A 22,107-nucleotide genomic window follows, 5' to 3' on the forward strand; every position below is an offset into this window, starting at 1 on the left:
CCACTGGCTGCGATCTTTTGCTGTTGATGCTTAAACAGCAAAAGATCGCAGCCTTCGGCAACGCCTACAAGGGCTTGAGGTACAACAGGACGTAGTCGTTTTTGTCGAAGCTGCCAGTCAGTACCGGTTTTAATTCACCGATTGGCGTGCCTTGCAGGGCCTGGAAATCGCTGCGATCCATCATCAGCCACGCCGGGCCGTGTACCGCCTCGAGTTGCTGGATGCTGTCGCTGAACTGCGGTTGCAGGTCCTGCTCGAGGTTGACCATGAACTTGATCGCCTTCGCATCCTTGCCCATGCCGTGCAGCACCACCGGCGCGGGATTGCGCTGAATCTGCGCGAAGGCGTCCCGGCTGAAGGTTTGCGTGTCGTACAGACGCCGCTCGGCCGGTTCAAATACCGCGACATAAACCGTCCACAATGCCAGGACCGCCGTCAGTGCCAGGACTTCCGGGCGCCAACGCGGCATCAACAGCCGTGACAGCGCCACCAGTTGCAGTGCACCGAGGCCGATCAAAACAAAGGTGACGTCTTGCAATTGCTCGGGAAAGCGCCGGCGCGCCACGAACAACAGCACCATCAGGACACCCGGCGTCAGCAGCCACAGGCCAAGCATCAACCCGCGCAACCCGCGAAACACCCAGCCATGTGCCACTTGGAACGGATACGCCGCGATGATCGCCGCCATCGGCAACATCGGCAGCAGATACCGCGCTTTCTTCGCTTGCGGGATCGACAAGCCGACCATCACGATCAACCCGGCCGCCGCGCAATACTGCACCAGACGCAACGCGGGGCCGCGCTGCTGCGGTTTGCCCAGCCATGACGCCGCCAATGCCAATAACGCCAACGGGTAGGCCAGCGCATAGTTGCCGAAGGAACTGGTGAAGTAATACAGCGATCCGCTGACCCCTTCGCTACCGTCCATGCGCCCCATGAACTGCATGCGGATCACGTCCTGCATGAATCCCGGACCGCCGCTGACCCGGGCCAGCCACAACAGCAGACCGACGCACGCCACCAGCAACACCGCTGCCAGCACACCAAACACCAGCAGACGCGACCACTGTCGATTGAGCAGGTAATAACTGCAGAGCATGCCGGTCGGCACCACCAAGCCGATGGGACCGCGAATGCCGAAACCGAGCAACAGCAAAGCGAAAATCAGCGGCCAACGGCGCCCACCCGCGAAATGGTCGTGGGCATAACCGAGGTAAAACAGCGCAAATGCCACCGCCGCCAGCAGCAGATCCTGCGACACCGCGCGCACTTCGGTCACGAAGCCACTGGTCAACATCAGCAACGCGATACTGATCAACGCCCAGCGCCGCGAGTACGGCGCCAGCAAGCGATACATCAACGTGACGATCACGGCGCCGGCCATCGCGCTCGGTGCCCACGCGGTCAAGGCATTCACCGTCCCGAACGGTAGCGACAGCAGCCAGACAAACAGCGTCGACACCGCCGAATAATCCGCGTACGGCTGGCCATACGTCGTGGGAAAGACCGTCGGCCCGTGGCGCAGCATTTCCTGTGCGAACAACACAAACCGCGAATCGAAACCGATAGGGGCCTGCCCGTAGACCCCGGCCATGCACAATAAAAACGCCAACAGCCCTGCGAGCAGGGACTGTCGGCGAATCTCGGGCGACAACGTGATCAAGCGACGTACGCAGTGGCGGACCACTGCTGCAGCGGGATCGGCAGTTTGCGCGAATCGCCTCGGCCGATCGGGAAGTACTTGAAGCCATTGCGAGCCAGGCGGTCGGTATCGTACAGGTTGCGGCCGTCGAAGATCACCGGGGCTTTCAGGCGTTGCTCGATCAGGTCGAAATCCGGCGCCTTGAACTGTTGCCATTCGGTGCAGATGATTAGCGCATCGGAACCCGCCAGCACTGATTCCGGGGTGCCCATCAGCATCAGTTTTTCTTCGTTCGGGTACAGGTGCTGGGTTTCCTGCATCGCTTCCGGGTCAAACGCGCGAACACTGGCGCCGGCGGCAAACAGTGAGTCGAGCAGCACGCGGCTCGGTGCGTCGCGCATGTCGTCGGTGTTCGGTTTGAACGCCAAGCCCCACAGGGCGAAGGTCTTGCCGCGCAGGTCGCCTTTGTAGAACGCATTGATGCGGTCGAACAGCTTGTGCTTCTGCCGCTCGTTGATCGCCTCGACCGCTTGTAGCAGGTCGCTGGAGCAGTGCGCCTGTTCGGCGCTGTGGATCAGCGCGCGCATGTCTTTGGGGAAGCACGAACCGCCGTAGCCGCAGCCCGGGTAGATGAAGTGATAACCGATGCGGCTATCGGCACCGATGCCCTGGCGTACCGACTCGATGTCGGCGCCCAGGTGTTCGGCCAGTTCGGCGATCTGGTTGATGAAGCTGATCTTGGTTGCCAGCATGCAGTTGGCGGCGTACTTGGTCAGCTCGGCGCTGCGCAGGTCCATGAACATGATGCGGTCGTGGTTGCGGTTGAACGGCGAGTACAGGTCGCGCATCACATCGCGCACCTCGTCACCTTCACAGCCGATGACGATGCGGTCGGGACGACGGCAGTCGGACACCGCCGAGCCTTCCTTGAGGAATTCCGGGTTGGAGACGATATCGAACTGCAGTTCACGGCCGGCGGCGTCCAGCGCGGCCTCGATGTGCGCACGCAGGGTGTCGCCAGTGCCGACCGGTACGGTGGATTTTTCCACCAGAATCAGCGGCTGCTCACGGTGGCGTACCACGGCGTTACCCACCGACAGCACGTATTTCAGATCGGCCGAGCCATCTTCGCTGGACGGTGTGCCCACGGCGATGAACGCAACGCGACCGTGTTGCACGGCGAGTTTTTCATCGGCGGTGAACGTCAGACGACCGGAGTCCAGACCTTCACGCACCAGGCTCGACAGACCCGGTTCGAAAATGCTGACGTGGCCTTGGCGCAGCAGTTCGACTTTCTTCTCGTCGATATCCATGCACACAACGTCATGGCCGACTTCGGCCAACACGGTGGCCTGCACCAGACCCACATAACCGCTACCAAATACTGTGATTTTCATGGAGCACTCCTGAGTTCGGGCGCACGAGACGGACGAGAGTTGATAGTGATGACCCCGAGCATGACCAGTGCCACGCCCAGCGATTTAGTGAAACTGAACGATTCGTTGAACAGCGGCAGACTGGCCGCCAGCAGGTACACCAGCGCGTAGCTGATGCTTAACAGCGAATAGGCCCGCCCCAACGGCAGGTCGCGCAGCGTCGCGAGCCAGCAGAGCATCGACAGGGCGTAGGCGAAAATCGCCGCGATCACCACGGCTAATGCGCTCAGATCTACACTGCCGGCGCTCAGCGCCGTCAGCCATTGTTCCGGTTGCGGCAGGCGCGTCATGCTCCAGCGCATGCCCAACTGGGCACTGCTGACCAAGCCCACACTGGCCAGGGCAAAGCCGATACCGCGTGCCTTGTTCATGACTGTTGCCCCAGCAGCACCACGCCGCCGATCACCAGCGCCACGCCCAGCCAATGCCGGCGGTCGATGGGCTCGCGAAAGACGAAGCGGGCGATCAGGGTGATCAGGACAAAGTTGAGGCTGAGCATCGGGTAAGCGATGCCCACTTCGAGGCGCTGCAACACCAGCAGCCAGACCAGCAGCCCGCTACCGAGGGCCAACAGCGCCAGCCACAACCATGGCGAACGCAGTTTGTCGGCCCAGGACGACTCGACGCCACGCCAGCTTTCCACGGCGAATTTCTGCGCCACTTGCCCCAGGCACGTCAGTAGGCACGCCGTCAGTAACAGTAGCCAGCTCATGACGCGACCTTGGGCAGAACCATAATCACCAGATTGCCCGATTCGTAACGGGTACCGTCCTTGGGCAGCAGGTCGAGCTCTTCCAGCTCGCTCTGACCCTTGACGCGCATCAGTACGCCGACCGATCCGGTACGGCGGGCTTCGCGGACCCATTGTTGAACGGTTTCTTTGGTGAGCCGGCGTTCAGCGCCTTCAGGATAGGAAAGTCCGTACTTGAGTTCGCCAACCGTGTTGTACAGCGCGACCTGCGGCGTTTTCAGACGCCAGGCCAAGGCTGCTGCGGCGCCCAGGTCGTTGCTCAGCAAATGCGTGGTGCCGGACAGTTCAGTGACGTGATGCCGGATGAACTGATCCGGGGTTTTGTTGGCCACCACCGACTTGGGCAACGCCGCCGGCAGCACCCCCGCCAGCAACAGGCTGCCCAGTGCCGGTGCCGCCCAGCATTGCAGCGGCAGGAACGCTTGCGCCAGGTTGGCGATGATCCAGCCGATCAGGGCGATGAACACCAGCACCATGCTGTGCAGTTCGTGGTCGTACACCGGTTTTGTCAATTGCAGGTAAACCAGTGCGATCAGCAGGACCACGCCCAGCAGCAGATTCAGCAGGCCATTGATCCCCAGTGCCCGGCCTTGCTCCAGCCGCAAGCGATCAGCCAGCGCATTGCCCAGCAGCAGCGCCATCGGCAACAGGCACGGCAGGATGTAGGTCGGCAGCTTGCCGTTGCTCAGGCTGAAAAAGCCCAGTGGCAGCAACAGCCACAACAGCAGGAAGACCATCTTCGACTGGGTCCGGGTTTGCCAGGCTTGCCGGAAAGCGCTTGGCAACAGGCCGACCCACGGCAGACTGAAGGGCACCAGCAGCGGCAAGTAGAACCACCACGGCGCATCGTGCTGCGCATCGTCGCCGGCAAAGCGGCGAATGTGTTCGTGCCAAAAGAAGAACCGCCAGTAATCCGGTTCCTGCGCATGCACCGCCAGTGCCCACGGCAAGCTGACGACGATCGCGATGGCGATGGCCACCGGACCGAACACCAGCAGTTCGCGCCAGCGTTTCTGCCAGAGCATCCACGGCAACGCGATCAGCACCGGTAACAACCAGGCGAGAAAACCCTTGGTCATGAACCCCATGCCGCAGGCCAGTCCCAGCACTGCCCAGGCCCCCAGACGTTGGCCGGTGCTTTTGCTGTCGAGCGCAAACCACAGCGCCACCAGACTCAGGTTGACCCAGAAGGTGAACTGCGGATCGAGGTTGGCGTACCCGGCCTGACCGGCAACGACGGTGAAGCTCATGTAGAGCAGGGCGCAGACGAAACTCTTGCGCGGATCGTTCCACAGCCGGCGCGCGATCAGGTAGGCCAGCAGCACGCTCAAGGCAGTGCTCAGGGCCGACACGAAACGCACGCCGAACAGATTCTGCCCGAACAATTCCTGGCCGATGGCGATCATCCAGTAACCGGCAATCGGTTTCTCGAAATAACGCAGCCCCATGAAATGCGGCGAGACCCAGTTGCCGCTCAGCAGGATGTTCTGGCTGATCTGTGCGTAACGGGTTTCGTCGGGGATCCACAGGCCATGTGTGCTCAACGGCAACAGATAGGCCAGCAGACAGAGCCCGATCAACAGCGGCAGTGCCCAGCGTCTGGTCATGCGCCTTGCACTCCCAGCCAGCCTTCACGGCCTTCGAGCGCACCGCGTTGCACGCGACCCACGGGCAAGGAGTTGAAATACTCGGGCAACAGGTTGCCCAAGGGTTGGAAGTCAATACTGCGCTGGCGAGCATTGACCAGCAATTGACGAAAGTCCTGAGCCATCAGAATCCCTTCGACTTCGGCATGAATGGTATAGACGTTGAGTGCCTGCGGCCGGAACCGGTCGAGGATGAAGGCGTTGAAGTCCTTCGCCGCCACGTGCGGGCCGACCACTTCATCGAAGGTCGGCAAGTCCACCGGAACCTGCGGCGTGCCCGGTGTGCCGTCCGCCAGCAGCGGACGGAACAGGCTTTGCCCGCGGCAGTCGCTGTTGTAGCGAAAGCCGAAGGCCTGCTTGGCCTCGATCACCCGTTCGTCCGCACGCCAGCCGGCGGAGGCCGAACACTCGATCTTCGCACCGAGGATATCGCTCAACGTATCGACGCCCTGACGAATCTGCTCGATCAGTTGCGCCTGGCTCCAGCGCCCGGCATTGGCTTGCCAGCCGTGGTGATCCCAGGCGTGCAGGCCGACCTCATGACCGGCGTCCCGGGCCTGACGCATCAGGTGCCCGAGATCCCGGCCAATCGGTTTGCCCGGCCAGGCAGTGCCGGCCAGCAGAATGTCCCAGCCGTACAGGCCGGCGGCGTTGGAACGCAGCATTTTCCAGAGGAACTGCGGGCGGATCAGGCGCCACAGATGCCGGCCCATGTTGTCCGGGCCGACACTGAAGAAAAACGTCGCCTTGACCTGAGCCTCGTCGAGCATTTCCAACAGTCGCGGCACACCTTCACGGGTGCCGCGGTAGGTGTCGACATCTATACGAAGTCCTGCCTGCATTACTTCTTGTCCGCGATTTCGAGCATGGCTTCACGCAGGAAGAAGTCCAGGGTGTTGCCGATGGTTTCGCTCATCTCCACGGTCGGTTCCCAGTTCAGCAGGCGCTTGGCGTTGGCGATGCTTGGCTTGCGGTGTTCCACGTCCTGGTAGCCGGCACCGTAGAACGCCTTGCTTTCCACGTCGCGGAAACCGGCGAACGGAGGGAAGTTGTGGCGCAGCGGGTGCGCTTCGAACTGACGCAGCAGCTCTTCGCCCAACTGACGGATGCTGGCTTCGTTGTCCGGGTTGCCGATGTTGATGATCTGGCCGTTGCAGGCATCGTTTTCGTTATCGACGATGCGGGCCAGAGCTTCGATGCCGTCAGCGATGTCGGTGAAGCAGCGCTTCTGCTCGCCACCGTCGAACAGACGGATCGGCGTGCCTTCCACCAGGTTGAGGATCAGTTGGGTGATGGCGCGGGAGCTGCCGATACGGGCCGAATCCAGGCGGTCCAGACGCGGGCCCATCCAGTTGAACGGCCGGAACAGGGTGAAGTTCAGGCCTTTGGCGCCGTAAGCCCAGATCACGCGGTCCAGCAGTTGCTTGGATACGGAGTAGATCCAGCGCTGCTTGTTGATCGGGCCAACGATCAGGTTCGAGGTGTCTTCGTTGAAGTTCTTGTCCTGGCACATGCCATAGACTTCGGAGGTCGACGGGAAGATCACGCGCTTGTTGTACTTGACGCAGTAGCGAACCAGCTTCAGGTTCTCTTCGAAGTCCAGTTCGAATACGCGCAGCGGGTTGCGGGTGTATTCGATCGGAGTGGCGATGGCCACCAGCGGCAGAACCACGTCGCACTTCTTGATGTGGTATTCGATCCACTCGGAGTGAATGCTGATGTCGCCTTCGACGAAGTGGAAGTTCGGGTGGCTGCGCAGACGCTCGATGGCGTCGGAGCCGATGTCCAGACCGTAGACATCGTAACGGTCGTCACGCAGCAGGCGCTCGGACAGGTGGTTACCGATGAAACCGTTGACGCCGAGGATCAGTACGCGGGTACGACGTGGCGCACGACCGGACTCGGCACCGCGCAACAGCGAGCCGTCAACCAGACCCAGTTCGTTGGCCAGTTGCGGGCCACTCAGGTACAGACCGTTGTCGTTGCGCTGACCGGCAGTGATTGCCAGCGAGTCTTCACCGCAGGCAATGCGCAGGGGATCGACGCTGATCACACGGCCAGGGGCCTGACCTTCGTTGCCCTTGACGACTTCGGCACTCCAGACGATCAGCTTGTGCTCGCCCACGGCGCAGAAGGCGCCCGGGTAAGGACGGGTCACGGCACGCACCAGGTTGAACAGTTCTTCAGCCGGTTTGGCCCAGATCAGCTTGCCATCCGCCGGAGTGCGACGGCCGAACACGGTGGCTTTGGACTCGTCCTGCGGAGTTTCGGTGATCCTGCCTTGCAACATGTTCGGCAGGGTGTCGCGCAGCAGATTGCTGGCGGCAGTGCGCAGTTTGGCGTGCAGGGTCAGACCGGTGTCGCTGCGCTCGATGGCCACGCGTTGCTGGGCCACAATGGCGCCGGCATCAGCGCGTTTGACCATGCGGTGCAGGGTAACGCCGGTTTCGGTTTCACCGTTGACCAGCACCCAGTTCGCCGGTGCGCGACCGCGGTAGCGTGGCAGCAGCGAGCCGTGCAGGTTGAACGCGCCTTTTTTGGCGGTGGTCAGCAGTGCTTCGCTCAGCAGGTTGCGATAGTAGAAGGAGAAAATGTAATCCGGGTTCAGCTTGGCAATACGTTCGATCCACAGTGGGTGGTTGGCGTCTTCCGGGGCGTGCACCGGGATGCCTTTGTTGGCGCACAGTTGCGCCACCGACGCGTAGAACGCGTTTTCTTTCGGGTCATCGGCGTGAGTGAACACTGCTGCAATGTCATAGCCGCTGTCGAGCAGGGCTTCAATGCCGGCACAGCCAATATCGTGGTAGGCGAAGACAACAGTTTTTGCACTCATGAGAGAACCTGATCGGAAGAAGTAGGAGAAGAAGAGAGACCATCAACGGTGACCGCAGGGGCCGGAACGGCCGGCTGACTGCGCAGCACCTTTTCAATGAAGAAGCGTGGGCGGGCGCGCACGTCGCTGTACATGCGACCCAGGTATTCACCCAGCAGGCCCATGCCGATGAACTGGCCACCGGTAAACACGAACAGTACGGCGAACAGGACGAACATGCCGTCACCCGCCCAGTCGGCGCCGAACGCCAGGCGCAGCACGATCAGCGCAATGGCGAACAACACGCCCAACCCGGCCATCGCGAAGCCGACGATGCTCAGCAGACGCAGCGGTGTGGTGGTCATGCATGTCACCAGATCGAACATCAGGTTGATCAGGCGCATCGGGCTGTATTTCGAATCGCCGTGTTCACGCTCGGCGTGGGCGACAACGATTTCGGTGGTGTGGCGGGCGAAGCTGTTGGCGAGGATCGGGATGAACGTGCTGCGTTCACGGCAGGCGAGCATCGCGTCGATGATCGTGCGACGATAGGCGCGCAGCATGCAGCCGTAGTCGCTCATGGCGACGCCGGTGGAGCGTTGCACGGCGAGGTTGATCAGCTTCGACGGGTAGCGGCGCAGCGCCGAGTCCTGGCGATCGCCACGCACGGTGCCGACCACGTCGTAGCCTTTTTCCGCCTCGGCGACCAGGCGCGGGATTTCTTCCGGCGGGTTCTGCAGGTCAGCGTCGATCGTGATCACGACATCGCCCTTGCACTGCTCGAAGCCGGCCATGATCGCCGCGTGCTGGCCATAATTGCGGTTGAGAATGACCGCCACGAACGGGCTGTCTACGCGGCTCGCCGCTTCTTCAAGCATCTGGGCGGAGTCGTCGCGACTGCCGTCGTCCACCAGGACGATTTCAAATTCATGATGCAGCATCCGGCACGCCGCTTCGGTGCGGCGCAGCAGTTCCGGCAGGCTGTCCTGTTCGTTGTAGACCGGGATAACGATCGACACACATCGGATTGGATAGGGTTTCACGGGCGTTTGTCCAAAAGGGTGGCGATGGCACCGACGACACGATCAAGGTCTTGATCGGTCATGTCGGGGAACAACGGAATCGAGCAGAGTCGCGCCGAGTTCCATTCGGTGTTGGGCAGATACAGGTCGGGGTCACGCTGGCGATACCAGGTGTGCAGGTGGGTGGCAATGAAGTGGATACCGGTGCCGATGCCCTGATCCTGCAAGCCTTTCATGAAGGTTTCGCGGTCCATGCCGCAGCGCTCGCTGTCGATGCGCAGGATGAACAGGTGCCAGGCGTGTTGCTGGGCATAGCCGGGCAGAGCCAGCGGCTGTACCGGCAGGCCTTCGAATCTTTGCAGATAGGCGCTGGCCAGTTCGGTACGGCGGGCGTTGATTTCGTCCAGACGTTGCAATTGCACCAAGGCAATCGCGGCATTGATGTCGGCCAGGTTGTACTTGAAGCCCGGCTCCATCACTTGTGCCTGCGGCTTGCGGCCACCGGTCAGGCGGTCATAGGCATCAACGCCCAGGCCGTGGAATTTGAGCATACGCACGCGGCTGGCCAGGGCTTCGTCGTCGGTGACGAACATTGCGCCTTCGGCGCAGGTCATGTTCTTGATCGCGTGGAAGGAGAAAATCGCCGTGCCTTGCGAACCGACGTGACGCCCCTTGTAGCGGGTGCCGGCGGCATGCGCAGCGTCTTCGATGACCGTGATGCCGTGCTTGTCGGCCAGGGCATACAGCGGATCCAGATCGAACGCGGCGCCGGCGTAATGCACCGGGATGATTGCCTTGGTCCGCGGGGTGATGGCCGCTTCGATGCGCGCAGTGTCGGTCATCAGCGTGTCGCGGTCGACATCGACGAACACCGGTTTGGCGCCGAGCAGGGAAATCATGTTGGCGGTCGAGACCCAGGTCTGCGACGGGGTGATGACTTCGTCGCCCGGACCAATGCCCAGGGCCAGCAGGGCAATGTGCATCCCGCCAGTTGCCGAAGACAGGGCCACCGCATGGCGGCAACCGACATACTGCGCAAATTGCTCTTCGAGTGCCTGGTTTTTCGGCCCTGTCGTGATCCAGCCCGAGCGCAACACCTGCTCTACAGCGGCTATTTCCTCATCGCCGATACTCGGGCGAGAGAAGGGGAGAAACGCCTGACTCATGGGCACCTCATTGATAACAAATAAAGGATGGATTCACAGATACATCGTGATCCAGCCTCGGCGTAGACACAGAAAACTGTTCCTGCATCAATGACTTGGCAAAAAAGCATGACGTCGGGGATAGATTGACTTTTCACCATTTGCCCGGCAGGTTGGGCAAGGCCGCCACTGAACCGATGGGAATTAAGGTTATGCCGGTTTTTGTGAAAGGAATATGAAAAACCGGTTGGCGAATTGTTTATCTGTCACTTATACAGCCGCTGTTCAGGCTTCTGCCGTCCATCGCAGTTTTTGTCCGGCAGTGCGGGCAAGTGCCTTCTTTACTTCAAGTACATTGCATTTGTTAGTTGTTGTTGTGTCGTACACTTTTTACTCAAGGTTTAACGTTTGATTGATTTAGTTGCTGCAACCCCGGTCGCTTCGAAACCCAACCCGATGAGCCTGTACCTCGCGCGTTTGGCGCCTTCCAGCCAACTCACCATGCGCTACGTACTACAAGACGCGGCTGATCGCCTGGGTTTTGAAGACATGAATGTCGAAGAGATTCCCTGGCACGCCCTGCAGCCCGAAGATGTTGTAGCGCTGGTGGCGGCATTGCGCGCAGACAACTACGCGCCGAACACTTCTTCGCTGTATGTCAATGCCGTGCGCGGGGTCATGAATGAGGCCTGGCGTATGAGTCTGATTAGTCAGGAACATCTTTTAAAGATGCGCTCGGTCAAGGGCATCGCCGGTACGCGACTGTCCCAGGGGCGTAATCTCAAGCGCACGCTGATTCACGAATTGATGGAAGTCTGTGCCGCCGACCCGCGCCCGCAAGGCCTGCGCGACGCTGCAATCATTGCGTTGCTGTACGGCACCGGCATGCGCAAATCGGAATCGGTGGATCTGGATCTGAATCAGGTCGACTTCGCTGAACGCAGCCTGACGGTCACCGGCAAGGGCAACAAACAACTGATCAAGTACGCCCCGGCGTGGGCGTTCGCCAAACTCGATGCGTGGCTCGAATTGCGCCGTTCACACCTCAAGGAGGGCGAGAGCGACGATGGCTTCCTGTTCAACCGCATTCGCCGTGGCAGCCACATCACCCGCGAGCGCATTACCAAGCACGCGATCTATTACATCGCCCGGCAGCGGGGCACCCAGGTCGGGGTGAAGATCATGCCCCACGATTTCCGTCGTTCATTCATCACCCGGGTGATCGAGGAACACGACCTGTCGATCGCACAGAAACTGGCGCATCACAGCAACATCCAGACCACCGCCAACTACGATGTGCGCGATGACAACGAGCGGCGGCGGGCGGTGGATCGCTTCGATCTCTGATCAGCCCAGGCCAAACACATGCGCCGCACCGAGCACTGACAGGTACACCGAACTGCCGGCGGACGGGGCGTGCATGCCGGTGCTGCGCACCAGGATCGAGCGGGCTGATGCTTGCGTGGTAGAGGCGCTCAGCTCGACCGTCAAGGTACAGGTGTTGCCGGCAAAGTCGCGCTCAGTGACCGTCGCATGACATCCCTGACGGTCACTCGCCACTTCGGCGATCTGCAATTGTTCGGGGCGAAGCATGATGTGCGCGGCGCCGGTAAAGCCGTTGCTGTTGACCGGCACCTGACCCAGATCGCAGTGCGCCCAACCGGCCTCGATCCGTGCGGGCAAGACCACGGCTTCACCGAGGAAGTGCGCAGTCTGTTCATCGTCCGGATAACGGTAAAGGTCCATCGGATGCCCGGATTGCACCAGCCGCCCGGCGCGCATGACCGCCAATTGATCGGCGAATGACAACGCTTCGCTCTGGTCGTGGGTCACCAGAATGGTGGTGACTCCGGCGTCTTCGAGCAGGCGCGCGACCATTTTGCGCATGGCACTGCGCAACCCGGTGTCGAGTGCGGAGAACGGTTCGTCGAGCAGCAACAGCAGGGCAGTCGCCGCCAGCAGGAGCAGCAACGGTCCCCGTTCAGACTTGGTCTGGATCATGGCTGGCTCTGGTTGAAAATAAGGATTTCCAGTTGGCCACGACGATAATGCTTGCCGTCGATGGGCAGCAGTTCGAGTTGCTGAGCGTCCGAAGTGCTGTTGACCCGCATCACCACGCCGACCGAGCCTTTTTTACGGGCGTCGGCCATCCACTGCGCAACACCGTCCAGACTGACCTTGCGCGAGGCCATGGCCGGATCATCGAGGCCGTACTTGAGCTCGCCAACGGTGTTGAACAGATCCACCTGCGGGCGTCCCAGGCGCCACGACAAGGCCGACGCAGCACCCAGATCGTTACTCAGCAACGAGGTGGTTGCGCTCAGTTCCTGCTGGTGTTCGGCAATGAACTGATCCGGCATCTTGCTGTTGACGACGGTCGCCGGCATGGCGGCCGGCAACAGCGCGACGAGCAGGCCGATGCCCAGCGCCGGCATGGCCCACAGCGCCAGTGGCCGCAAGGTTTGCAGCGAGCCGGCAATCAGCCAGCCGAGCAGCACGATGTAAGCCAGCGACAGGCTGAACATTTCGGTGTGTTCGTATACTTCGCGGGTTGCTTGCAAATAGATCAGCGCAATCAGTGCAGCAACAGCTAGCACCACGTTGACCGCGCCGTTGATACGCAAGACGCGAGCGTCCTGGCGATCGAGCCAGCCCATCAGTGTGTGACCCATCAACAACGCCAATGGCAGCAGACACGGCATGATGTAGGTCGGCAGTTTGCCGCTGCTGGCGCTGAAAAATGCCAGCGGCAGCACGAACCACAAGGCCAGGAAGCCGATTTTCGGATCGCGCTTTTCGCGCCAGGTGCGCAGCAGTGTCGACGGCAACAGCAGTGCCCACGGCAAGGTGGAGGCAAACAGCAGCGGCAGGTAGAACCACCATGGGCGTGCATGCTGGGCGTCTTCACCGGCGGCAAAACGGCGGATGTGTTCGTGCCAGAAGAAGAAACGCCAGAAATCCGGTTCACGGGCATGCACGGCCAGAGCCCAGGGGACGCTGACCAGAGCGGCCACCACAACAGCGACCAGGCCATAACGCACCAACTCGCCGAAACGCCGTTGCCAGATCATGTAGGGCAGGGCGATCAGCACCGGCAGCATCAGGGCGAGGAAGCCTTTGGTCATCAAGCCCATGCCACAAGCCAATCCCAACAATACCCAGCCGCCAAGGCGCGCGCGCGGAGTGTTGCTGTCGATGGCAAACCAGATCGCCACCAGACTGAGGTTGACCCACAAGGTGAACTGCGGATCGAGGTTGGCATAGCCGGCTTGCCCTGCGATCAGGCCAAAGCTCATATAAAGGAGGGCGCAGGCGGCGCTGAGACGCGGGTTGTTCCACAGGCGTCGGGCCAGCAGATAGGCCAGCCACACGCTCACGCCAGTGCTGAGCGCCGAGGCGATGCGCACGCCGAACAGGTTTTCACCGAAGATGGCTTGGCCGATGGCGATCATCCAGTAGCCGGCAATCGGTTTTTCAAAGTAGCGAATGCCCATGAAGTGCGGCGCCACCCAGTTGCCGCTCTGCAGCATTTCCTGGCTGATCTGGCCATAACGGGTTTCATCGGGAATCCACAAGCCGTGGGTCATCAATGGCAGCAGATAAAACACCACGAAGGCCAGCACCAGCCCGGGGATCGCAAAACGCTCGATCAGGGTGCTCTGGTGGAGGCGCGGCAAATTCAACGCTGCATGGTGCAGCGGCTTGTTAATAGACGTCATGACTGGACCTTGGTGCAGTACAAAGTGTGCGTTTCAGTGACGGCCTGGCGATGTCCGTTGCAGGTGCGGCACTGGGTTGAATGAATGCAGAGGCGAGCACGTCCGGTGGGCGTGTCCTGTATTCAGAGAACGGGTCTGCTTCCAGCTTTAAGTTCTCCTCGCGAAGACAAGCTCGAAAATGAAATATTTCGAGTTTTTTAAACTAACAAAAATTTCTTATTACAAATGAGCGAGTGCCAAAGCTCCAAATAGAGCCTTGCTTACGAAATACCGGAAAGTTACACAAAAAATGTCCGCTTATTATTTGTTCAATTGTGGCCAGCCGTCCGGGTTCATGATGCCAATGACGTTGAGTTGACCCTTGGGATCAATTCGCACCAGCACTGCGCTGCCATATTCCGCAGCGACGGCACGGGGATAGCCGGTCTGTTTTTCAAAGTCGCTGATGCAACCGCTGTGGGTCACCAGGATCATGTTCTGCCCGGGCGTCTTGTGCGCCACGACGTCATTGCGCAAGGTCGGACCGCACACTTCCAGCCATTCCTGGGCCACGGCGTCGTGGTCGAACATGTAATGGGCGGTCTGCAGGGTGCGCGTCAGCGGGCTGCTGAAGACCTGGGTGTTCTGCAGCCCCAGTTGCGTGAAGGCCCGGCCGATGCCGGTTGCAGCAGTGCTGCCGACCTGGGTGATACCGTCTGCCGGCCCTTGGCACGTATTGGTCGAGCGGTCGCAACGTTCGGTATGGCGCACCAGCGCGACCACCTCGCCGGCCTGCCAGGTTTTCACCCATTCCTGAGTGGCCGAGGCGCTGGCATAACGCAGGTTGGCGGGCGAGCGTTGCATCCAGGCGAAGCCGCAAATCAGTGCACTCAGCAGCAAGCCGACAGCGATCACCGCCCAGGTGCGCGGGCGAGTCAGATCCCATCGTTTGGATGCTGATTGTATTTGTACTAATTCAACCACGACGTTGCCTCTTGTCATTCCCGAGTTCCATTCAGTTCACACGTAAAGTGCAACGTAAGCCCCAAGAGGAAGTTACTCTACGGCGATTTACTTGAATGGCTGCTGAACACTACGTCCACAGTCGTGGCGGAGCAGTGAAGAACATGTGAAAAATTTGCGAGGTCCACGGTGTTTTAACTAAAACGGCTATTTGATAAATAAACTCAAATACTCGTTTTGTTTATCGGCGCTACTTAACAACAGCGACAGTGGAGGCGAAGCTGCGCCCTTTGAGCAACGGCATCGTGCGCAAGCTTGCGGGGTGATCTGATAGCGGTACTGGAGTCATTGAAGCGGATGGACCTCAAGCAAAGCCACGCCATCCGGATTGTGATCGTGTTCGCCTTGATGAGCGCTCTGGTTGCCGGTGGGCCGGTTGAGAGCCACCCTGAATCGGGAAAAGCTCTTCACCTGTGACGTAAGCCGTGAATTGCGCACGCCGTTGATGGTGCTGGCCAGCTCCTGCGAGCCTAATGGCTACCGCTTCACGGTCACGCTATCGCCGGCGATTCAAGAGACTGGCGGGCAGGTGCGGGAGTTGCCCGCCGCCTGACTGATCAAGGCCGCCAGGCGTCTGACATTGTTCTGCTGCGCGATCACCAGATCGTCAATCCCCGGACCTGACGGCGTTTGCAACGTGGAGCGACACGTCAGCAGGCTGTTGTCCGCCGCACCGCTGGGGCGCAGGCGCCATTTGACGTCGATCAGCCCGTACTGGCCAGGGATTGAATCGAACCGCTGCACGTCGATGCGCACCGAGACATTGCCGTGACTGCCGGTATTGCTCAGTTGATCGCTCAGCGCGCTGCGCAACTCATCCGCCAGACTCGCGCCCCACCATTGGGTTTCCAGAATCGCCAGGCCGCTGTTGCCCTGGCGGATGACGATTTGCGGCCGGTCGACCTGCGGCGGCACCGTGATTCCCTCGATAGGGATCTGCGCGCCGGCCCGGGTGTTGGGCAATTGCACCGGGGTCAGGGTGTGAAAACTGATGGGGTCGCTGCGACACGCGCCGAGTAACAGGCACGCGGCGAGCACGGTGATCTTCAACGGTGCAGCCATGGTCTGACTCCTGTGCTCAATTGCGCGGTGGCCCTTTCAGATCCAGCGGCGCGGCGTTGTCGGGGCGGCCACGGATCAACGATTCCGGATGCCGGCCGAGATAGTCCGACAGCTCCCGCAGCGAGCGCGACATGCGCCCGAGTTCATCGAGGGTTTCGGTGAGTTTTTCACGCTGTGGCGAATCTTCGGCGAGGGTCGAACTGGCGGACTGCAAGGTTTTGCTCACGTCGGCCAGGGTGTTCTGCACGCCTGGCAGGGTTTTTGCGTTGAACTGCGTCAGGCTTTTGCGCAGCTCGACCAGATTGCTGTCGAGGTTACCGGCAATGCGTTCAACCGGCAGTTTGTTGAGCTTGTCGACCATCGCTTCGAGCTTTTCCTGCAGTTGTTCGAGACTTCCGGGAACGGTCGGCAAAACGACCGGGCGAGCGCTCGGATCGAACGCGACTTTCTCCGCTTTCGGGAAGAAGTCCAGCGCGATGTACAACTGGCCGGTCAGCAGGTTGCCACTGCGGGCCTGGGCGCGCAGGCCATTATCGACGAAGGTGCCCAGCAGACGGATGCCGGCGGCTTCGTCGTTGGGGTCATGCTTGAATTCGCTGAGCATCTTTTTATAGGCCTGACCGAGACGCTGCGGATAAATGACGATGCCGACGTTGAGGGGGAACGTGCGTTTTTTCGCATCGAAATCCAGGTTGATGCCCACGACCCGGCCGATTTCCATACCGAGGAACTCAACCGGCGCATCGACCTTGAGTCCGCGCAACGACTGGTCGAAACGCAACACCATGTATTGCGCCTTGCCGTTCGGCGGGGCGAGGGCGGTCTGCTGGTCGGCGAACAGTTCGAAATCCCTGTGGTCGGAGGCGGCTACATCGTTGGGGCTGTAATCCGGGGCACGGAAGGCAATACCGCCCACCAGCAGGGTCGACAGCGATTCGGTCTTCACGGCGAAGCCGTTGGCACCGACATTGATGTCGATGCCACTGGCATTCCAGAAACGCGTGTTTTCGGTGACGAACGCGTCGTTCGGCGAGTGAATGAACACCTCGATATCGACCCCTTTGCCTTCGGGGTTGAGGGCGTAGGTGACCACTTGGCCGACCGGAATCTTGCGGTAGTAAACGGGAGAGCCAATGTCCAGCGAACCGAGGTCCGGTGCATGCAGCATGAAGCGCTTGCCGGGTTCGCCATAGGTGATCGGCGGCGGATTCTCCAGACCTTTGAAGTGCTTTGAATGGCTATTGGACTGGCCGATGTCAGCACCGATGTAGTCACCGGAAAGCAGGGTGTCGATGCCTGAAACACCGCCGGCGCCAATGCGTGGGCGCACCACCCAGAACTGTGAATCTTCGCGAGTGAAAGTTTGCGCCTGTTTGGCCAGTTTGATGGTGGCGTCGACGCTTTTCTGGTCGCCACTCAACTCGACGCCCGTCACCTGACCGATGACCACGTTGCGGTATTTGACCTCGGTCTTGTTGGCCGTCAGGCCGCTGCCGGTCTTGAAGTTGACGATGATCGTCGGGCCTTCCTGCATCAGGTTGTGCACCACCAACGAAATGCCCACCAACACTGCTACGATCGGGACGATCCACACCAGCGAGATGCTGAAGCGTCGGGTTTTGATCGGGGCCTGGCCCGGTGCTCGCGGCTCATCGACGGCTGACGACTTCATCCAGGTCCTCCTTGGTTTATTGGGCACACTGAGCGTCAGGAACGCAAAAGCACTTCATCAATATAGAAGTGCTTGGCGATAGAGCAAATGTGTATAGCTCGCGAGCTAAGGAACAGCGTGAGGGGGCCGTGATTTGTGGCGAGGGAGCAAGCACCCTCGCCACCAGGACGATATTGCGTCAGCCGAGGATTTCCCGCAGGCGATACCAGAACATACCCAGTGCCAGCAGCGGCGAACGCAGGGCCGGGCCGCCGGGGAACGTCATATGTGGCACGCCGCTGAACACATCCATGCCCTGGCTGTGCCCGGCATGAATGGCTTCGCCGAGCAGCTTCGCGCACCAGTGCGTCACGTTCAGGCCATGCCCGGAATAACCTTGGGCATAGAACACGTTCGGATGCTGTTTGAGTCGGCCGACCTGCGGGAAGCGGTTGGCGGTGATGCCGATCTTGCCGCCCCACTGGTAGTCGATGCGCACGTCCGCCAGTTGCGGGAAGACCTTGAGCATTTTCGGTCGCATATACGCGGCGATGTCCGCCGGATCGCGTCCGGAATAATGACAGGCGCCGCCGAACAGCAAGCGCCGATCAGCCGAGAGCCGATAGTAATCAAGACCGACTTTCTGGTCGCACAGCGCGAGGTTATGCGGAATCAGTTGCCGCGCACGTGCTTCGGACAGCGGTTCGGTGGCGATGATGTAGCTGCCTGCGGGCAGCACTTTACCGCTGAGTTGCTGTTCGAGGTCGTCCAGGTGCGCATTGCAACCGAGCACCAGACTGCCGGCGCGCACGCTGCCGCCCGTGCAGCGCACTTGCACGGTCTCGCCGTGGATGATTTCCAGCACCGGGCTCTGCTCGAAGATGCGTACGCCGAGTGAAGCCGCCAGGCGGGCCTCGCCCTGGACCAGATCCAGCGGATGCAAGTGACCCGAGCCCATGTCGACCAGACCACCGGCATACCCATCGGCATTGACCACCTGCTGACGGATTTGCTCGGGGCCGACCAGGCGGGTTTCATGGGCATAGCCAAGTTCGGCCAGATCGACTTGCTCTTGCTGGAAGGCTGCGAACTGCGCGGGCGTGTTGGCCAGCTCGCAGAAGCCCCAACGCAGGTCGCATTCGATAACGTTATCGGCGATGCGCTGGCGCACCAACTCCACCGAGTCGATCCCGGCACGGTGCAAATAGCGCACGCCCTCCTGACCGACATATTTTGCGAAGCCGTCCACTGCATGGCCGATGCCACGGATCAACTGGCCGCCATTGCGCCCGCTGGCCCCCCAACCGATCCGCCGGGCTTCGATCAACACCACCGACAGCCCGCGCTGAGCCAGTTCAATGGCGGTGTTGACCCCGGTGAAGCCGCCGCCGATCACGCAGACATCGGCACTCACATCGCCGTCCAGCCTGAGGTAAGGCGTGCTCGCCCGAGCCGATGCAGCGTAATAGGAGCGCGCGTGTTCTTCGGTGTACTGATTCATTTGTTCGACTTCACTTTGCTCCAGGAGCGGGTCATCAAACGCATGATGGCCTGGGGCGGGGTAGAGGAGATATAGAGCTTGTCGAGCACCGCTTGCGACGGATAAACCTCAGGGTTATTGACCAGCTCCTGATCCATGTACTGCTTGGCGGCCGGGTTCGGGTTGGCGTAACCGACCGAGGCGCTGACCTTGGCGATCACTTGTGGATCGAGCAGGTAATTAATGAAGGCGTGGGCCTCTTTGGCATTGCTCGCGTCGGAGGGAATGGCCAGCAAGTCGAACCAGAGGTTGGCACCTTCTTTCGGGATCGCGTAGGCGATATTCACGCCGTTCCTGGCTTCCTTGGCGCGGTTGGCGGCCTGGAACACGTCGCCGGAATAACCGAACGCCACACAGATATCGCCGTTGGCCAGGTCGGACACGTATTTGGAGGAGTGGAAATAGGTGATGTACGGGCGAATGCTCAGCAGTTTGGCTTCGGCCTTTTTATAGTCTTCCGGGTTTTCGCTGCGCGGGTCCAGGCCCATGTAGTTAAGGATCGCCGGGAACACTTCATCGGCGGAATCCATCATCGACACGCCACACTGGGTCAGTTTTTTCAGGTTTTCCGGCTCGAACAGCACGGCCCAGGAATCAATGTGGTCGATGCCCAGCACCTCCTTGACCTTGTCGACGTTGTAGCCGATGCCATTGGTGCCCCACAGGTACGGCACCGAGTGCGCGTTACCCGGATCGTTTTTTTCCAGCAGTGCCAGCAGTTTCGGGTCGAGGTTCTTCCAGTTCGGCAACTGCGAGCGATCCAGTTTGAGGAAGGCGCCGGCCTTCACCTGACGCGCGAGGAAGTGATTGGACGGCACCACCACGTCGTAGCCGGTACGGCCGGCGAGGAGCTTGCCTTCGAGGGTTTCGTTGGAGTCGAAAACGTCGTAGATCACCTTGATGCCGGTCTTGGCCTGGAAGTCGGCGAGGGTGGTTTCACCGATGTAATCGGTCCAGTTGTAGACGCTGACCTGGGGCTGCGCCAGTGCGGCGGCGCTGCACAACAACGCCAGTGCAGCGGGGACCATGGATTTCAACAGACGCATATCGACACCTCTTTGAATTATTGGATTTTTCAGGCGTTTCACTCTTCCTGTGGGAGCGGGTGTGTCCGCGATGAGAACGGCAGCCTCGACCTCATTTTTGAATGTGCCGCCGCCATCGCGGGCAGCCAGCTCCCACAAGGATTTGTGCAGATCTGGTTTAAACGCTCAGCATCAGGAACTCACGCTCCCACGAGCTGATCACGCGCTTGAAGTTTTCATGCTCGGCGCGCTTCACCGCGACGTAGCCGCGCACGAATTTGTCGCCCAGGTATTGCGCAACGGTTTCGCACTCTTCCATTTGCGTCAGCGCGTCTTCGATGGTGATTGGCAGGCGCAGGTTGCGGCGTTCGTAAGCGCGCCCTTGTACCGCAGCGCTCGGCTCGATGCCTTCGACCATGCCGATGTAACCGCAGAGCAGGCTCGCGGCAATCGCCAGATACGGGTTGGCATCAGCGCCCGGCAAGCGGTTTTCCACGCGCATCGCTTCAGGGCTGGAGGTCGGCACACGCAGGCCGACGGTACGGTTTTCTTCACCCCATTCAACGTTGACCGGCGCCGAGGTGTCCGGCAGGAAGCGCCGGAACGAATTGACGTTTGGCGCGAACATCGGCAGCACTTTCGGGATGTACTTCTGCAGACCACCGATGTAGTGCAGGAACAGCTCGCTCATCTGCCCGTCGGCGTTGGCGAACACCGGTTTGCCGGTGGCGATGTCCACCACGCTCTGGTGAATGTGCATGGCGCTGCCCGGCTCGTCGCCGATCGGTTTGGCCATGAATGTGGCGGCGACGTTGTGCTTGAGCGCGGCCTCACGCATGGTGCGTTTGAACACGGTGATCTGGTCGGCCAGGTCCAGGGCGTCGCCATGACGGAAGTTGATTTCCATCTGCGCCGGGCCGTCTTCGTGGATCAGCGTGTCGAGGTCCAGGCCTTGCAGTTCGCACCAGTCGTAGACGTCTTCGAACAACGGGTCGAATTCGTTGGCGGCGTCGATCGAGAACGACTGCCGGCCACTTTCCGCACGGCCCGAGCGCCCCAGCGGCGCCTTGAGTGGCAAGTCCGGGTCTTCGCAACGCTGGGTCAGGTAGAACTCCATTTCCGGGGCAACAATCGGCTTCCAGCCTTTGTCGGTGTAGAGCTGCAGAACTTTCTTCAAGACGTTGCGCGGCGACAGTTCGATCGGGTTGCCGAACTTGTCGAAGGTGTCATGGATGACGATTGCGGTCGGCTCGATCGCCCATGGAATCACGTAGACCGCGTCGGCGACGGGCTTGCAGACCATGTCGATATCGGCCGGGTCGAGCAGGTCGTAGTAGATGTCGTCGTCGACAAAATCCCCGGTTACCGTTTGCAGCAGCACACTTTCCGGCAGGCGCATGCCTCGCTCATGCAGGAACTTGTTGGTCGGTGCGATCTTGCCGCGGGCAATGCCGGTCAGGTCGCTGACCACACATTCGACTTCGGTAATCTTGTGATCTTTCAGCCACGTGAACAGCTGATCGAAAGGGGCATTCATAAAGACCTCGTTATTGGTTTTATAGACGCCGGGGAGGGCGGGTTTCATCTTCCGCCCCTTCCCCTGTGGCGCGTTGACGACTATCTTGGGCGAGCCTTGCAGTTCCATCTATCCACT

The 22,107-nt window shown here is 60.5% G+C and carries 17 protein-coding genes and 2 pseudogenes; 2 read left to right on the top strand and 17 right to left on the bottom strand.

The window, feature by feature from the left end; genetic code table 11:
• Positions 1–64: 64 nt before the first annotated feature.
• From K5Y35_RS21500 to arnB, 9 genes are read right to left on the bottom strand one after another with little or no spacing between them, the layout of a single operon-like run.
• Positions 65–1,663 (bottom strand): ArnT family glycosyltransferase, encoded by a 1,599-nt coding sequence (locus K5Y35_RS21500; protein ID WP_222832869.1) that lies wholly within the window; start codon positions 1,661–1,663, stop codon positions 65–67.
• Positions 1,660–3,039 (bottom strand): UDP-glucose dehydrogenase family protein, encoded by a 1,380-nt coding sequence (locus K5Y35_RS21505; RefSeq protein WP_123468860.1) that lies wholly within the window; start codon positions 3,037–3,039, stop codon positions 1,660–1,662. The genes K5Y35_RS21500 and K5Y35_RS21505 overlap by 4 nt, the downstream gene beginning before the upstream one ends.
• A complete protein-coding gene (gene arnF / locus K5Y35_RS21510; RefSeq protein WP_222832870.1) occupies positions 3,036–3,449 on the bottom strand; it encodes a 4-amino-4-deoxy-L-arabinose-phosphoundecaprenol flippase subunit ArnF in 414 nt (137 codons plus the stop codon). The genes K5Y35_RS21505 and arnF overlap by 4 nt, the downstream gene beginning before the upstream one ends.
• Entirely contained in the window at positions 3,446–3,790 is a 345-nt protein-coding gene (arnE, locus tag K5Y35_RS21515; RefSeq protein ID WP_186745412.1) for a 4-amino-4-deoxy-L-arabinose-phosphoundecaprenol flippase subunit ArnE, read from the bottom strand. The genes arnF and arnE overlap by 4 nt, the downstream gene beginning before the upstream one ends.
• The gene (gene arnT / locus K5Y35_RS21520) at positions 3,787–5,436 is read right to left on the bottom strand and encodes a lipid IV(A) 4-amino-4-deoxy-L-arabinosyltransferase (protein ID WP_222832871.1); all 1,650 of its coding nucleotides are present in this window, start codon (positions 5,434–5,436) and stop codon (positions 3,787–3,789) included. The genes arnE and arnT (K5Y35_RS21520) overlap by 4 nt, the downstream gene beginning before the upstream one ends.
• Positions 5,433–6,317 carry a 4-deoxy-4-formamido-L-arabinose-phosphoundecaprenol deformylase gene (arnD, locus tag K5Y35_RS21525; RefSeq protein WP_123468852.1) on the bottom strand — a complete coding sequence of 295 codons (885 nt, stop codon included), beginning with the start codon at positions 6,315–6,317 and terminating at the stop codon, positions 5,433–5,435. The genes arnT (K5Y35_RS21520) and arnD overlap by 4 nt, the downstream gene beginning before the upstream one ends.
• Entirely contained in the window at positions 6,317–8,308 is a 1,992-nt protein-coding gene (gene arnA / locus K5Y35_RS21530; RefSeq protein ID WP_222832872.1) for a bifunctional UDP-4-amino-4-deoxy-L-arabinose formyltransferase/UDP-glucuronic acid oxidase ArnA, read from the bottom strand. The genes arnD and arnA overlap by 1 nt, the downstream gene beginning before the upstream one ends.
• A complete protein-coding gene (gene arnC, locus K5Y35_RS21535; RefSeq protein ID WP_222832873.1) occupies positions 8,305–9,330 on the bottom strand; it encodes an undecaprenyl-phosphate 4-deoxy-4-formamido-L-arabinose transferase in 1,026 nt (341 codons plus the stop codon). The genes arnA and arnC overlap by 4 nt, the downstream gene beginning before the upstream one ends.
• On the bottom strand, positions 9,327–10,475 hold the full coding sequence (arnB, locus tag K5Y35_RS21540; RefSeq protein ID WP_222832874.1) for a UDP-4-amino-4-deoxy-L-arabinose aminotransferase: 1,149 nt from the start codon (positions 10,473–10,475) through the stop codon (positions 9,327–9,329). Before arnB ends, arnC begins: the two co-directional genes overlap by 4 nt.
• Positions 10,476–10,910: 435 nt before the next feature.
• Here arnB and xerC point away from each other — a divergent pair, with 435 nt between their 5' ends.
• Complete coding sequence (gene xerC / locus K5Y35_RS21545; RefSeq protein ID WP_222834486.1) at positions 10,911–11,801, top strand: tyrosine recombinase XerC; 891 nt, start codon at positions 10,911–10,913, stop codon at positions 11,799–11,801.
• On the opposite strand, the pseudogene K5Y35_RS21550 reads toward xerC, so the two are convergent.
• From K5Y35_RS21550 to K5Y35_RS21560, 3 genes and pseudogenes are all read right to left on the bottom strand, one after another.
• Positions 11,802–12,395 (bottom strand): annotated as a pseudogene (locus K5Y35_RS21550) (TOBE domain-containing protein); the annotation flags it as partial.
• Positions 12,396–12,451: 56 nt separating this feature from the next.
• On the bottom strand, positions 12,452–14,173 hold the full coding sequence (gene arnT, locus K5Y35_RS21555; protein ID WP_222832875.1) for a lipid IV(A) 4-amino-4-deoxy-L-arabinosyltransferase: 1,722 nt from the start codon (positions 14,171–14,173) through the stop codon (positions 12,452–12,454).
• 300 nt (positions 14,174–14,473) lie between these two features.
• Complete coding sequence (locus K5Y35_RS21560) at positions 14,474–15,016, bottom strand: histidine phosphatase family protein (RefSeq protein WP_315985702.1); 543 nt, start codon at positions 15,014–15,016, stop codon at positions 14,474–14,476.
• Between the two features lie 526 nt (positions 15,017–15,542).
• Here K5Y35_RS21560 and K5Y35_RS28315 point away from each other — a divergent pair.
• Positions 15,543–15,725, top strand: a pseudogene (locus tag K5Y35_RS28315) (two-component sensor histidine kinase); the annotation flags it as partial.
• On the opposite strand, the gene K5Y35_RS21565 reads toward K5Y35_RS28315, so the two are convergent.
• The 5 genes from K5Y35_RS21565 to K5Y35_RS21585 all read right to left on the bottom strand — a co-directional run bounded on the left by K5Y35_RS21565 (position 15,686) and on the right by K5Y35_RS21585 (position 21,990).
• Positions 15,686–16,237 (bottom strand): membrane integrity-associated transporter subunit PqiC, encoded by a 552-nt coding sequence (locus K5Y35_RS21565; protein WP_222832877.1) that lies wholly within the window; start codon positions 16,235–16,237, stop codon positions 15,686–15,688. The pseudogene K5Y35_RS28315 and the gene K5Y35_RS21565 sit on opposite strands and share 40 nt — an antisense overlap.
• Positions 16,238–16,253: 16 nt before the next feature.
• Positions 16,254–17,909 (bottom strand): intermembrane transport protein PqiB, encoded by a 1,656-nt coding sequence (locus K5Y35_RS21570; protein WP_222832879.1) that lies wholly within the window; start codon positions 17,907–17,909, stop codon positions 16,254–16,256.
• A gap of 178 nt (positions 17,910–18,087) precedes the next feature.
• Positions 18,088–19,389 carry an NAD(P)/FAD-dependent oxidoreductase gene (locus K5Y35_RS21575; RefSeq protein WP_222832880.1) on the bottom strand — a complete coding sequence of 434 codons (1,302 nt, stop codon included), beginning with the start codon at positions 19,387–19,389 and terminating at the stop codon, positions 18,088–18,090.
• Complete coding sequence (locus K5Y35_RS21580) at positions 19,386–20,474, bottom strand: polyamine ABC transporter substrate-binding protein (RefSeq protein WP_128615389.1); 1,089 nt, start codon at positions 20,472–20,474, stop codon at positions 19,386–19,388. The genes K5Y35_RS21575 and K5Y35_RS21580 overlap by 4 nt, the downstream gene beginning before the upstream one ends.
• 157 nt (positions 20,475–20,631) lie before the next feature.
• Entirely contained in the window at positions 20,632–21,990 is a 1,359-nt protein-coding gene (locus K5Y35_RS21585; protein WP_123468828.1) for a glutamine synthetase family protein, read from the bottom strand.
• Positions 21,991–22,107 lie beyond the last annotated feature (117 nt).

It is taken from the genome of Pseudomonas sp. SC3(2021) (genome assembly GCF_019856535.1).
Taxonomy (GTDB): domain Bacteria; phylum Pseudomonadota; class Gammaproteobacteria; order Pseudomonadales; family Pseudomonadaceae; genus Aquipseudomonas; species Aquipseudomonas monsensis.